This is a genomic window from Pelomonas parva, assembly GCF_043555835.1.
Taxonomy (GTDB): domain Bacteria; phylum Pseudomonadota; class Gammaproteobacteria; order Burkholderiales; family Burkholderiaceae_C; genus Pelomonas; species Pelomonas parva.
On the sequence record NZ_JBIGHV010000005.1, the window covers coordinates 11,221 to 24,005 of the forward strand.

Annotated in this window: 9 protein-coding genes; 6 read left to right on the forward strand and 3 right to left on the reverse strand. The window is 69.8% G+C overall.

Going from position 1 to position 12,785, the window contains the following annotated elements; all coding sequences use genetic code 11:
• Window positions 1-139: 139 nt before the first annotated feature.
• Window positions 140-2,251 (reverse strand): TonB-dependent receptor plug domain-containing protein, encoded by a 2,112-nt coding sequence (locus tag ACG00Y_RS13820; RefSeq protein ID WP_394479709.1) that lies wholly within the window; start codon window positions 2,249-2,251, stop codon window positions 140-142.
• A gap of 295 nt (window positions 2,252-2,546) precedes the next feature.
• Here ACG00Y_RS13820 and ACG00Y_RS13825 point away from each other — a divergent pair, with 295 nt between their 5' ends.
• Both ACG00Y_RS13825 and ACG00Y_RS13830 read left to right on the forward strand, forming a co-directional pair.
• Window positions 2,547-3,521, forward strand: coding sequence for an ABC transporter substrate binding protein (locus ACG00Y_RS13825; protein WP_394479711.1), 975 nt, complete (start codon window positions 2,547-2,549; stop codon window positions 3,519-3,521).
• 9 nt (window positions 3,522-3,530) lie between these two features.
• Window positions 3,531-5,177 carry an ATP-binding protein gene (locus tag ACG00Y_RS13830; protein ID WP_394479713.1) on the forward strand — a complete coding sequence of 549 codons (1,647 nt, stop codon included), beginning with the start codon at window positions 3,531-3,533 and terminating at the stop codon, window positions 5,175-5,177.
• On the opposite strand, the gene ACG00Y_RS13835 is transcribed toward ACG00Y_RS13830, so the two are convergent.
• Window positions 5,155-6,600 carry a sensor domain-containing diguanylate cyclase gene (locus tag ACG00Y_RS13835; protein WP_394479715.1) on the reverse strand — a complete coding sequence of 482 codons (1,446 nt, stop codon included), beginning with the start codon at window positions 6,598-6,600 and terminating at the stop codon, window positions 5,155-5,157. The genes ACG00Y_RS13830 and ACG00Y_RS13835 overlap by 23 nt on opposite strands.
• Before the next feature lie 209 nt (window positions 6,601-6,809).
• On the opposite strand from ACG00Y_RS13835, the gene ACG00Y_RS13840 reads away from it, so the two are divergent.
• Window positions 6,810-7,079, forward strand: a complete 270-nt coding sequence (locus ACG00Y_RS13840; RefSeq protein ID WP_394479717.1) for a hypothetical protein — start codon at window positions 6,810-6,812, stop codon at window positions 7,077-7,079.
• Between the two features lie 75 nt (window positions 7,080-7,154).
• Window positions 7,155-7,505: a hypothetical protein gene (locus ACG00Y_RS13845; RefSeq protein WP_394479719.1), complete on the forward strand. Its 351-nt coding sequence runs from the start codon at window positions 7,155-7,157 to the stop codon at window positions 7,503-7,505.
• Between the two features lie 8 nt (window positions 7,506-7,513).
• Here the strand turns inward: ACG00Y_RS13845 and acnA are convergent, their stop codons facing one another.
• Window positions 7,514-10,225 carry an aconitate hydratase AcnA gene (acnA, locus tag ACG00Y_RS13850; protein WP_394479721.1) on the reverse strand — a complete coding sequence of 904 codons (2,712 nt, stop codon included), beginning with the start codon at window positions 10,223-10,225 and terminating at the stop codon, window positions 7,514-7,516.
• Window positions 10,226-10,302: 77 nt separating this feature from the next.
• Here acnA and ACG00Y_RS13855 point away from each other — a divergent pair, with 77 nt between their 5' ends.
• The gene (locus ACG00Y_RS13855; protein WP_394479723.1) at window positions 10,303-11,652 is read left to right on the forward strand and encodes an MATE family efflux transporter; all 1,350 of its coding nucleotides are present in this window, start codon (window positions 10,303-10,305) and stop codon (window positions 11,650-11,652) included.
• Between the two features lie 158 nt (window positions 11,653-11,810).
• Window positions 11,811-12,785: a BMP family lipoprotein gene (locus ACG00Y_RS13860; RefSeq protein ID WP_394479725.1), complete on the forward strand. Its 975-nt coding sequence runs from the start codon at window positions 11,811-11,813 to the stop codon at window positions 12,783-12,785.

A 12,785-nucleotide genomic window follows, 5' to 3' on the forward strand; every position in this document is an offset into this window, starting at 1 on the left:
TGCTGGCGTCTCCGAGGTGGGTGATGGTGGACGCGTATTGTGCTGTCGCCACCGGGGTGCCCAGGGGTGGGTGTAGCGAGGGGGAGGGTGCTGCGGTTCGTGAACTCTGCACGCGCGCCAAGCCGCGTGCGCCCAGGGTTCAGAGGTGATGCGCAGCCTGGACGTAGAGCGAGCGCCGCGCCAGCGGGATGTCGTGCGGCAGGGCCAGCCCGGGGGCCATGCTGGGCTCGCGGGCGGCGGCGTTGAACAGGTTGCGCACCGACACGACGAAGTCCCAGCGGCCCTTGCCGCGGCCGGTGCGCAAGGTGAGGTCGGCCGTCGTGTCGTCGGCGATCGCAGCGCGCGCGTCGCCTGCCGGGCGCCTGCGGTCGGCCACATGGTTGGCCTGGACGCCGAGCAGCCAGCCGTTGGCGAGGCTCCAGTCGGCCCGGGCGTTCAGCAACACGCGCGGTGCGTAGCCGGCGTCGCTGCCCGTGGCGTCCTCGATGGAGCGCTGCAGCGCGACGTTGCCGCTCAGGCGCAGCTTGCGCGTCGCGTCCCATTGCGCGTCCAGCTCCAGCCCGGTGCCGTGGCGGGCGCCGATGTTGTTGAACCGGGCCGTGCCGCCGCCGGTGTCGGTGGTGCGGATGATGTCCTTCATGCCGTAGCGGAACAGGCTCAGGTTGAGCTGCGTGTCTGCCCGCGCCTGCCAGGAGAACGCCGCCTCCAGCGTGCTGATGGTCTCGGGCTTGAGCGCCGCGTTGCCGCGGATGACGGGGTTGTTGATGCTGTACTGCTCCGTGAAGGCCGGGGCGCGGAAGGCGCGGCCGTAGAGCAGCTTGATGGTGAGGTCGAGGTTGGCATCCCAGACCAGCGCCGCGCGCGGGTTGGTGGTGCTGCCGAAGTCGGAGTAGTGGTCGTGACGCAGGCCGGCCGTCAGCGTCCAGTCCTTGGCCACGCGCCACTCGTCCTGCAGGTAGACATAGCTGACCGTGCGCCGGTGTGGCTCGGCGAAGGACTCGGCAGGCGGGAACTCCTGGAGCTGGTCGCTGGGCAACGGCACCGGCAGGCCGGTGGCCGGGCCGCTGGCGATGATGGTGAAGTTCTTGAACTCCCGCGTCCGGTACATGTCCAGGTCGTCATGCCCGGCGCCGATGCGCAGGTTGTGGCCCTGGATGCCGCTGTAGTGCGCCACCGCCGCGAGCCGGACCTGCCGCTCCCAGGTGCTGGGCGCGCCGAGCATGCCCTTGGGGAACGTGCCGCCGAAAGCGCCCGGCGGGAACAGCTGCAGCGGCGCGTTGAAGGTCTGCTGGTAGTGCAGATAGCTGGCCGTCAGCGTGCCCCGCCAGTCACGGCCGAGTTCGATGTCCGACCAGGACACGTCCGAAGTGATCCGCTCAATGCGATAGCGCCCGACCGGGTCCAGTGCGCCGGCGACGCCGGCACCCGTCTGGAGGTCGTCGCGCAGCTTGTAGCTCGCGCGCAGGCGCAGCCGGTCGCGGCTCAGGTCGGCGCTGGCGTCCAGGGCCTTGAAACCCACGTTCATGTGGGCGGGTGCCAGGCTGGCCCGGGTGTTGAAGGCGCCGTCGAGAGCGGTCTGCTGGTCGGCGCTGACGGTCTCGCGCTGGCCGTCGGTGCTGCCGACGCGCAGGTAGGTGGCCACGTCAAAGGCGCCCAGCCGGCCGCCGTATTGCAGCCAGCCGTCGCGGCTCCTGAACGAGCCGACGCGCACGCCGAGGTCCACGCCGTCCACATCGGCCGCCGTCTTGGTGATGACGTTGATGACGCCCGAGAACGCGTCGGCGCCGTACAGCGCCGAGCCGGGGCCGCGGATGATCTCGATGCGGGCGATGTTCTCCACCGGCATGTCGCCCCAGCCCAGGCCGCGGTTGCCGACGAACAGCGTGGTCAGCGGCACACCGTTGAGCAGCATCAGCGTCTGCGCGTTGAACTCGCTGTGGATGCCGCGGATCAGGTAGAGCGGCGCAAAGCTGTTGCTGCTGCGGCTGACGTGCACGCCGGGCACGCTCTCCAGCACCTCGTCGATGCCGGTGGCGCCCATGGCCGCGATGTCCTGGGCGGTGATGACCGTGGCCACGGCCGGTGCGCGGCGCAGCGCCTGCGGTGCGCCGGTGGCGATGCTGATGGTGGTCTTGTCGCCGTAGACCTGCGCCAGCTCCTCCTCCTCGCTCGGGGCCTGGGCGGCGGCGAGCGGCAACCCTGCCGTGCAGCACAGGCTTCCCAGAAGTGCCGATCCGAGGAACGATCTCATTGCAGCCATTCAGCAGTGGGCGGTGGACGGGGTGCATTGTGCTGTCGCCGGTGCGGCGGCCGGAAGGCCTCGCGCAGCCTTCGCATTTCGGGCAAGCATGCTTGCCGGTGCTCGGCCGCTGAAGCGCCCTCGACACCGCTGCATGCCAACTCAGCCGCGCAGGTGGTGGCATCGTGCACGACTTTGTCGCTCCTTCCGGGGACCGCCCTTACGCAGTGCAGGTACCGTCGCCGATCTCTTCGCCTTTGCATAATGCCGCCCACCCGCCCCGGCCCCTCCACGTTGCGCCCTTCACTTGACTGAGCCCGGTTCCCCCGCCCACGCCACGCGCCGCGCCTTGTTGCGACAGGCCTTGGGCGGTGCCGTGGCGCTGGCCGGCAGCGGTGCGGTGGCGGCGGAGCTTGGGCGCTCGCTCGCCGTCGTCTACCCGGAGCTGGGCGAGCCCTTCCGCCAGGTCTTCGCCAGCATCCTCGAAGGCATCGAGGACAAGCTCGGCGGCCCGGTGGCCAGCGTCGCGATGGCCAGCAATGCCAACCCGGCCCTGGTGGCCGACGACATCCGCAAGCGCGACCTGCAGGTGCTCATCGGCCTGGGCCGGGGCGGCATGCGCGTCGCCAGCGCTCTTGCCGGCGAGATGCCAGTGCTGGTGGGCTGCGTCGTGTCCGTGCAGGAGGCCGAGGCACGCAGCTTCCCCGTGCACACGCTGGCGCCCGACCCGGCCCTGATGCTGGGCCGCCTGAAGCGCCTGCGCCCCGGCACGCGGCGCGTGCACCTGGTCTGCGACCCGAAGCTGAACGCCTGGCTGGTGCGCCTGGCCCGCGAGGCGGCGCGCGCCGAGGGGCTGGAGCTGCTGGCCCAGGAGGTCGTCAACCAGGCCGAGGCGCTGCGTGCCTACACCCAGCTGCTGGCCGCCGCGGACCCGGCGCGCGACGCGCTGTGGCTGCCGCAGGACCCGACCTCGGTGGACGACGGCATCGTGCTGCCGCTGGTGCTCAAGGAGGGCTGGAACCGCAACATCGCCGTGTTCTCCAGCCATCTGGCCCATGTGCGGCGCGGCGCGCTGTTCTCGCTCTACCCCGACAACCACGAGCTGGGGCGCACGCTGGCGGCCTCGGCGCAGCGGCTGGTCGCCGGCTCGCGGACCGGCATGACCGGCGTGCTGCCGCTGCGCCAGGCGCGTGCCGCCATCAACATCCGCACCGCCGCGCACCTGGGCATCGATGTCGCGGCCGTGCAGTCCGGGTTCGACCTGGTCTACCCCTCCAGCTGAGGTTCAAGCGTGTCGCCACCCCCTCCATTCGACAGCCAGCCGCCCGCCCTCGCGCGGGACGAGGGCGCGCCCATGGCGCCGCAGCGGCCCTGGCTGCTGCGCGCCTATGCCCGCTGGCTGCGCGAGGCCTCGTTCCGCCGCCATCTCAGCGTGGCCGTCACCCTGGGCGCGCTGTGCCTGTCCCTGCTGGTGGCCGCCGTCAACGCCTGGCAGGGCGGCCGCGAGGTGCGGGCCATGCTGATGGAGCAGGGCGGGCGCGTGGCGGCCAACCTGGCCTCCAACAGCTCGCTGGCGCTGCTGTATGCGGCGGCCGACAACGCCGAGGAGGCCGTGCGTGCCTCGCTGGCCTTCCCCGACGTCATGGGCATCGAGATCCGCGACGCCAACGGCCGGCTGCTGCTGGCGCTCGGTTCGGCGCGTGACGCCCGGCCCGCCGTGCCGCCGGCGCGCGCCGCCAGCGAACCCTGGCTGGCCGAGGAGACCGAAGACAGCTGGGCCTTCGCCGCGCCGGTGTGGAACCGCCCCGAGGCCTCGCCCTTCGACGTGACGCTGCAGCCCGCGCAACTGCTGGGCCATGTGCGCGTCATCCAGAGCAAGGAGACGCTGCACCGCACGCAGACCTCGCTGTTCATCGCCAACTTCGGCGTGGCGCTGCTGTTCGCGACGCTGTTCCTGTTCGCGGTGCGCTTCCTGGCGCTGCGCCTGACCCGGCCGCTGGCGGCGCTGTCGGACGCGATGGAGCGCGTCGAGCGCGGCGAGGTGGACGTGCGCGCGCCGGCCGGCGGCCCGAAGGACATCGCCGCCATGGCGCACAGCTTCAACCGCATGCTGGCGGTGCTGCAGGAGCGCGAGACAGAGCTGGCCGCCCACCGCGACCACCTGGAGGACCTGGTGCGCGAGCGCACGCAGGAGCTGAGCGTGGCCAAGGAGCGGGCCGAGGTGGCCAGCCGCGCCAAGAGCCAGTTCCTGGCGCGCATGAGCCATGAGCTGCGCACGCCGCTGAACGCCGTCATGGGCTATGCGCAGATCCTGAAGATGGACGAGGGCCTCAGCGCCAAGCAGCGCAACGGCCTGGACATCATCCACAGCAGCGGCCAGCACCTGCTGACGCTGATCGTCGACATCCTGGACCTGTCGCGCATCGAGGCCGGCAAGGCCGAGCTGCGCGTCGCGCCCATCGACCTGGTGCAGCGCCTGCAGGCGGTCATCGACATCATGCGCGTCATGGCCGAGGACAAGCACATCACGCTGGCCCTGCAGCTGGACCCGCTGCTGCCCGCCGTCGTGCTGGCCGACGAGAAGCGGCTCAACCAGGTGCTGCTCAACCTGCTGGGCAATGCGGTGAAGTTCACCCATGTCGGCGGCGTCACGCTGCTGGCCCGCACGCTGCCGGCGGCCGACGTCGAGCCAGGCCATGTGCGGCTGCGCTTCGAGGTGCAGGACACGGGCGTGGGCATCGCCGAGGACCAGGCCGTGCGGCTGTTCGAGCCCTTCGAGCAGGCCGGCAGCGCCGAGCAGCGTGTCGGCGGCACCGGCCTGGGCCTGGCCATCAGCCGGCAGCTGGTGCGCATGATGGGCGGCGAGATCCAGCTGGAGAGCCGGCTGGCCCAGGGCAGCCGGTTCTGGTTCGACATCAGCGTGCCGGTGCAGGGCTGAGCGGCTCGCAGGCCACCCGGTCCCGGCCGGCGTGCTTGGCCTGGTAGAGCAGGGCGTCGGCGGCAGCGATCGACTGCTCGACGCTGCACGGGCTGCGGCCGTCCATCACCACCACGCCCACGCTGATGCTGACATGGGCGCCGGCCGGGGCATGGCCGTGCGGGATGCGCAGCCGGCCCACGGCAGCCCGGGCACCCTCGGCGATGTGGCGGGCGCCGTCGCGGGCGGTGTCGGGCAGGACCAGCGCGAACTCCTCGCCGCCGTAGCGCGCCGCCATGTCGGCGGGCCGCTGGCAGCAACCTAGCAGCGCGCCGGCGATGCGGGTCAGCGCGGCATCGCCGGCCGGGTGGCCGTGGTGGTCGTTGTAGGCCTTGAAATGATCCACGTCCGCCAGCGCCAGGGCGAGCGGGCGCTGGTGGCGCAAAGAGATCGCGACCTGCTCGGCCAGATGGCGATCGAAGGCGCGCCGGTTGGCCAGGCCGGTCAGGCCGTCGTGCACGGACAGCTGCCAGAGTTCGGCGTTCGCCTCGCTCAGCTCGGCCGACATGCGCACCAGGCGGGCGTAGTGCCGGCTGTTCTCGCTGATCAGCAGGATGAGCAGGAAGCCGGCCGCCAGCAGGCCGTAGAGGCGGCCGACATACCAGCCCAGGTCATAGCGGCCGGTGTTGAGCAGCGCGGCCAGCGCCAGGTCGAACAGCCAGACGCACATGACGACCAGCAGCCAGAGGTCGAGCACGCTGTGCGGCCGACGCCGCCACAGCGTGGCCAGCGCCAGCAGGCTCAGCAGCCAGATGCCGGTCAGCACGGCATGGCCGGTGGGCGTCGTGCGGTGGCCGTGCAGGAACTCCGGCAGCAGCCCATGGCCCAGCGTCGCGAAGGCGGTGACGGCCGTGACCACGGCCAGCACGGCGGCAATGGTCACCAGGATGGGCAGGCGGGCCCGGCCGCGCAGCCAGTGGCCGTTCGCATGCCGGCCGGGCCGGGCCGCCTTGATGCGGGCGTAGGCGATGACCAGCAGCGGGAAGCCGGCGTGCCAGGCCATGTACATCGCCGAGGAGGTCTGCGGCCCGGAGCCGAGCAGGCCGGTGGGCGAGAAGAAGCCGGGGAAGATCAGCGCGTAGGCCACCGTGATGGCTGCGGTGAAAAGGTAGCCGCCGGCCAGGATCAGCAAGCCCAGCGAACGCAGCGCATTGAACTGGCCGAACAGCAGCACGGCGGTGATGAGGTCGAAGATCACCAGCGAGGCGACGTAGATCGGCACGAAGGCCGGCACCTGCGCCAGCGGCGTGCGGGCAAAGGGCAGGGCGGTCAGGAAGACGAGGGTCGAGACGATGACGGTCGCCAGCGCGGCGCGGCGTTCTCGCGGGCCCGCAGCTTGCGTGGACAGATGCCCTCGCCACACCTGCGCCGTGTCTCCATGCATAGAGCCGCCACTTGGTTGGGACCCAGCCCTGATTCTTCTCATGTTTGCTGTCGATGATGGCACAGGCCCCGGCGGCGCGGCAGCAGGTTCACGCCTACAAGGGCATGCGCCGCTGTTCACCTCTGGCGGGCCCGCTGGCCTACAAGGTGGGCGAGCGGGCCGGGCGCACAGTGGGCGCGACGCTGTCGTCGTTGCCAAGGAGGTTCGCGATGCTGAAGCCCCACCATGAAACCGCTGCACTCATGGAAGGTCCCGATGCCTTCGGCGGCGGCGCCGAGAACCCCGCCAGCCCCAGCCACCTGCTGCACTTCGAGCCGCTGGCGGCCGGCGACGCCGGGCTGGATGTGCCCTGCGACCCGCAGGGCCGGGTCGGCCTGGACGGGCTGGGTGCCCAGCTGCGCAACGACTACTTCTTCGCCCGCACGCTGATCGGCCGTCTCTTCGCCGCGCCCACGGTGCGCAGCGTGGCTGGTGCATGAACCGGCTTGGTCCTACATCGCCGCTGCAGCACGCCCGACGCCGACTGTCACATTGGCGCGGCAGGATGCCACCCCATGCCCGAAAACCTTGTGCCGTTCATGCCGCCGCTGCCCGTGTCGTCCGGCAGCGATGTCGTCGATGTCGACCTCGACGTGAGCCTGAGCACGCCCCACACCATGGTCGTGCAGGCCCGTCTCGAAACGGTCGCGACGGATGCCGCCGGGCCACGCAGCCTGGAACTCGCCCTCGTCATCCCGCGCTCCAAGTGCTGCGGCGAACGCCCGCGCCTGGGCGCGCTGCTGGACGCCGCCCGAGCAGCGGTGGCGCGCGCGACGCGGGCCGGCACGGTGCCGCTGACCTTGCTGCCGCGCCGCGTCGTCACGCTGGTGGCGGGCCGGCCGCATCTGATCCCGCTGTTCGACTGAGTGCGTGCTCAGGCGGCGAGTAGCTGCCTCAGCACGAAGGGAAGGATGCCGCCGTGGAAGTAGTAGTCCACCTCGATGGCAGTGTCGATGCGCAGCGTCAGGGGCACGGCCTGGGTCGAGCCATCGGCGCGCGTGATCGTCATCAGCGCGTCGCCCTGCGGCTTGATGTCGTCGGCCAGCGCGATGTCGACGGTCTCGGCGCCGGTCAGGCCCAACGTCTCCCAGCTCACGCCGGCCTTGAATTGCAGCGGCAGCACGCCCATGCCGATCAGGTTGCTGCGGTGGATGCGCTCGAAGCTGCGCGCGATGACGGCCTTGATGCCTAGCAGCTGCGTGCCCTTCGCCGCCCAGTCGCGGCTGGAGCCGGTGCCGTACTCCTCGCCGGCAAAGATGACGGTGGGCCTGCCCTCGGCGATGTAGGCCATGGCGGCGTCGTAGATGGTGGTCTGCACGCCGTCCTTCAGCGTGTAGCCGCCTTCCGGGCGCGAGCCGTCGGCGCCGGCAGGCAGCATCAGGTTCTTCACGCGCACATTGGCGAAGGTGCCGCGCATCATCACGTCGTGGTTGCCGCGGCGGGCGCCGTAGGAGTTGAAGTCGGCCTTGTGCACGCCGTGGGCGATGAGGTACTTGCCGGCGGGCGTGGTTTCCTTGAACGAGCCGGCGGGGCTGATGTGGTCCGTCGTGATGGAGTCACCGAACAGCGCCATGACCTTGGCGCCCTGCACGCCCGAGACCAACTGCTTGGGCTCCATCGTGAAGTCCGCAAAGAACGGCGGCTGGGCGATGTAGGTGCTCCTGGGCCAGTCGTAGACCTGGCCTTTCGTGCCCTTGATCGCCTTCCACAGCTTGCCTGGCTCCGTGGCCACCTTGTCGTAGTTGGCCTTGAAAGCGTCTGCGTCCATCGCGAACTTCATCAGCGCATAGATCTCGTCGCTGCTCGGCCAGATGTCGCCCAGGTAGACCGGCTGGCCCTTTTTGCCGAAGCCGACGGGCTGCGTCATCAGGTCGCGCGTGACATTGCCGGCAATCGCGTAGGCCACCACCAGCGGCGGGCTGGCCAGGAAGTTGGCCTTCAGGTTGGGGTGGATGCGCGCCTCGAAGTTGCGGTTGCCCGACAGCACGGCCGCGCAGACCAGGTCGTTGTCCTGGATGAGACGGTTCAGCTCCGGCGTCAGGTCGCCGGCATTGCCGATGCAGGTCGTGCAGCCATAGGCGGCGACGTTGAAGCCCAGCTTCTCCAGGTAGGGCAGCAGGCCGGCCTTGGTCAGGTACTCGGTGACGATGCGCGAGCCGGGCGCCAGCGAGGTCTTGATGTGGGGCGCGACCGTCAGGCCTGCCTCCACCGCCTTCTTGGCCAGCAGGCCGGCGGCCAGCAGCACGCCGGGGTTGCTGGTGTTGGTGCAGGAGGTGATGGCGGCGATCAGCACGTCGCCGTTCTTCACCGGCACGCCCGAGTCCGTCACGTAGGGCCGCGTCAGCTTCTCGGCGGGCTGGTTGAAGCCGTTGTCGGCGATGGGTTTGCTGAACAGCTCGCCGAACTTCGTCGACAAGTCGTTGATGGCGATGCGGTCCTGCGGGCGCTTGGGGCCCGCGAGGCTGGGCACGACGCTGCCGAGGTCGAGCGTGACGACGGAGGTGTAGTCGATGTCGCCGGCCTTGGGGACGCCGAACATCTGCTGCGCACGCCAGTAGCCCTCGAAGGCATCGACCTCGGCCTTGGTCCGGCCGGTGCCCTTGAAGTAGGCGACGGTCTTCTCGTCCACCGGGAAGAAGCCCATCGTCGCGCCGTACTCGGGCGCCATGTTGGCAATCGTCGCGCGGTCGGGCAGCGCGAGGCTGGCCGTGCCCTCGCCGAAGAACTCGACGAACTTGCCCACCACCTTGTGCTTGCGCAGGATCTCGGTGACGGTCAGCACGAGGTCGGTGGCTGTCACGCCTTCGCGCAGCCTGCCGGTCAGCTCGAAGCCGACTACGTCGGGCGTCAGCATGTAGACCGGCTGGCCCAGCATGCCGGCCTCGGCCTCGATGCCGCCCACGCCCCAGCCGACGACACCAATGCCGTTGATCATGGTCGTGTGGCTGTCGGTGCCCACCAGCGAGTCGGGGTAGTACACGCCATCACGCCCCTTGTGCACGCCGCGCGCCAGGTACTCCAGGTTCACTTGGTGGACGATGCCGAAGCCCGGCGGCACGACGCCAAAGGTGTCGAAGGCCTGCATGCCCCACTTCATGAACTCGTAGCGCTCGCGGTTACGCTCGAACTCCAGCTTCATGTTGAGGTCCAGCGCCTTCTTGGTGCCGTAGTGGTCGATCATGACCGAGTGGTCCACCACCAGGTCCACCGGCACCAGCGGCTCGATGGCCTTGGGGTTCTTGCCTAGCGACGCGGCCACGTTGCGCATGGCGGCCAGGTCGGCGAGCAGCGGCACGCCGGTGAAGTCCTGCAGCACGACGCGGGCGACGACGAAGGGAATTTCGTCGACGCGCGGGGCGTTGGGTTTCCAGTTGGCGAGCTGCTCCACATGCTCGGCCGTCACCTTCCTGCCGTCGCAGTTGCGCAGCACGCTCTCCAGCACGATGCGCATCGAGATGGGCATGCGTGCGACGTTGGGGAAGGTCTCTGCCAACTTGGGCAGGGAGAACAGCTGGCCGGACTTGGCCGGCGCGGTCTTGAACTCGGCTCGGGTGCTGGCGAACGCGTGAGCGGCGGGTTTCTGCATGGTTACTCCTTTACGATTCCGGGCCATTCTGGCGAGCTTGCTGTGACTTGTGTGAAACCCGGCCTTAGGTCCTCGCCATGACGGCTCCGTCCGCTCGCCCGCGCCTGTTTGCGCTCACGTGGCCGATGCTGCTGGAGCTGCTGCTGGGCATCGGCATCGGCATCATCGGCACCGCGCTGGCGGCCCGGCTGTCCGACAACAGCGGCGCCGCCTTCGGGCTGGCCAACCAGGTCTTCGCGGCCCTCTTCGTGCTGTTCCGCGTCATCGGCGCAGGCGTCAGCGTGGCCGTGACGCAGGCGCTGGGCGCCGGCCGGCGCGACCAGGCGGACGCGGTGGCGCGCGCGGTGGTCGGTGCCAGCACCTGGCTGGGCGTGGGCGGCGCCGTGGCGGCGCTGGTCGCGGCCGGCCCGCTGCTGGGGCTGGTGAACGCGCCGCCCGAGGTCGCGCCGCTGGCCAAGACGCTGCTGCAGGCGCTGGCGCCGGCGCTGCTGCTGGACGCCTGGAACGCCAACATGTCCAGCGTCATGCGCTCCCACCTGCGCAGCCGCGAGGCGCTGTTCGTCGTCGTGGTCATCCAGGTCATCACGCTGGTGGTTGCCTTGCTGGCCATGCCCAGCCTGGGGCTGGTGGGCTTTGCGCTGGCCTGCGCCGTCGGGCGCGCCGTGGGGCTGGTGATGCACATCCTGCTGTGGCGCACCCGCCTGGACCTGCGCCTGCGCGCGGCCGACTGGTGGCGGCTGGTGCCGGCTCCGCTGGCCACCGTGCTGCACATCGGCATCCCCGGGGCGGCCGAGAACATCTCCTGGCGCCTGGCCTTCATGACCAGCCTGGCCGCCGTGGCCCAACTTGGTGCGCACGCACTGGCCACGCACGCCTACACGATGCAGTTCCTGCACGTGATCCTGATGTTCAGCCTGGCGATCAGCTTCGCGGTGGAGATCATGGTGGGCCACATGATCGGCGCCGGCCGGCTGCATGCGGCCAACCGGCTGGTGCGGCGCTCGCTGGGGCTGGGCATCGTGCTGGCGCTGGTTGTCTCCTGCGCTTTTGCGCTGGCCGGGCCATGGCTGCTGACCCGCTTCACGTCCGACCCGGCCATCGTGGCGCTGGGCTGCACGCTGCTGTGGTGGACCGTGCTCGTCGAGCCCGGGCGCAGCTTCAACCTGGTCGTCATCAACGCTTTGCGGGCGGCCGGGGACGCGCGCTACCCGGTGGTGGTGGGTTCGGCCTCCATGGCCATCGTGCTGGCCGGCGGCAGCTGGTTTCTGGGCGTCTACCTGGGCTGGGGGCTGGTTGGCGTGTGGATTGCTTATGCCGCTGACGAATGGATTCGTGGCCTGTTGATGTGGCGCCGTTGGGCGACACTGGGCTGGCTGCCCCACGCCAGGGCCGCGCATCGCAGGTTGCGCGACACCAGGGCAGGGTGAATCCGTTAGGCCGAACGCCGGGCCGCCCCAAGTCGGCCTGCATCCCCTCGGGGGACCGGCCGCCGAAAGGCGGTCGAGGGGTCGGTATTTTCCAGGTTAGTAAAACTTGAGCGATGCTTTCTACAATGCGCCCCTTTCGCCTTGCCCGACGCCACCCCATGAAATTCGCGCTGCCTCGTGTTTCCCTGGCCTTGATGCTCGTCTGCGGCGCCGCCCAGGCCCAGCAGCCTGCGGTGATCTTCGACATGGGCGGAAAGTTCGACAAATCCTTCAACCAGGCCGGCTACCAGGGCGCCGAGCAGTGGAAGAAGGAGACCGGCAAGAAGTACCTCGAGTTCGAGATCAGCAACGACACCCAGCGCGTGCAGGCCATCCGCCGCATGGCCGAGCGCGGTGCCAGCCCCATCATCAGCATCGGCTTCGCGCAGGCGTCGGCGCTGAAGCAGGTGGCCAAGGACTTCCCCAAGACCCAGTTCGCCATCATCGACGCCGTGGTCGAACTGCCCAACGTGCAGTCACTGCTGTTCAAGGAGCACGAGGGCAGCTACGTCGTCGGTGCGATGGCCGCGCTGGTCAGCAAGACCGGCAAGGTCGGCTTTGTCGGCGGCATGGACATTCCGCTGATCCGCAAGTTCCAGTGCGGCTACGAGCAAGGCGCCAAGGCGACGTCGCCCAAGATCGAGGTGTTCTCCAACATGACCGGCACGACCTCCAGCGCCTGGAACGACCCGACGCGTGGTGGTGAGCTGGCCAAGAGCCAGTTCGCCAAGGGCTCGGACGTTGTCTTCGGCGCGGCCGGCGGCACCGGCGTGGGGGTCTACCAGGCCGCCAAGGACGCTGGCAAGCTGGCCATCGGCGTGGACAGCAACCAGAACCACCTGCAGCCCGGCACCATGCTGACCTCCATGGTCAAGCGCGTGGACGTGGCCGTCTACAACGTGCTGAAGGCCTGGAAGCCTGGCGTCAGCGTGCTGGGGTTGAAAGAGGGCGGCGTGGACTACGCCGTCGACGAGCACAACGCCAAGCTGCTGACTCCGGCGCTGAAGGCCAAGGTGGACGCGGTGAAGGCGGACATCATCAGCGGCAAGATTAAGGTGGCCGATTACATGGCCGACAACGCCTGCAAGTACTGA

Bases quoted from the DNA above. Each gene is read 5' to 3' on its own strand.
- ACG00Y_RS13820 (WP_394479709.1), bottom strand. From the start codon at position 2,251: ATGAGATCGTTCCTCGGATCGGCACTTCTGGGAAGCCTGTGCTGCACG.
- ACG00Y_RS13835 (WP_394479715.1), bottom strand. From the start codon at position 6,600: ATGCATGGAGACACGGCGCAGGTGTGGCGAGGGCATCTGTCCACGCAA.
- ACG00Y_RS13840 (WP_394479717.1), top strand. From the start codon at position 6,810: ATGCTGAAGCCCCACCATGAAACCGCTGCACTCATGGAAGGTCCCGAT.
- ACG00Y_RS13845 (WP_394479719.1), top strand. From the start codon at position 7,155: ATGCCCGAAAACCTTGTGCCGTTCATGCCGCCGCTGCCCGTGTCGTCC.
- acnA (WP_394479721.1), bottom strand. From the start codon at position 10,225: ATGCAGAAACCCGCCGCTCACGCGTTCGCCAGCACCCGAGCCGAGTTC.
- ACG00Y_RS13855 (WP_394479723.1), top strand. From the start codon at position 10,303: ATGACGGCTCCGTCCGCTCGCCCGCGCCTGTTTGCGCTCACGTGGCCG.
- ACG00Y_RS13860 (WP_394479725.1), top strand. From the start codon at position 11,811: ATGAAATTCGCGCTGCCTCGTGTTTCCCTGGCCTTGATGCTCGTCTGC.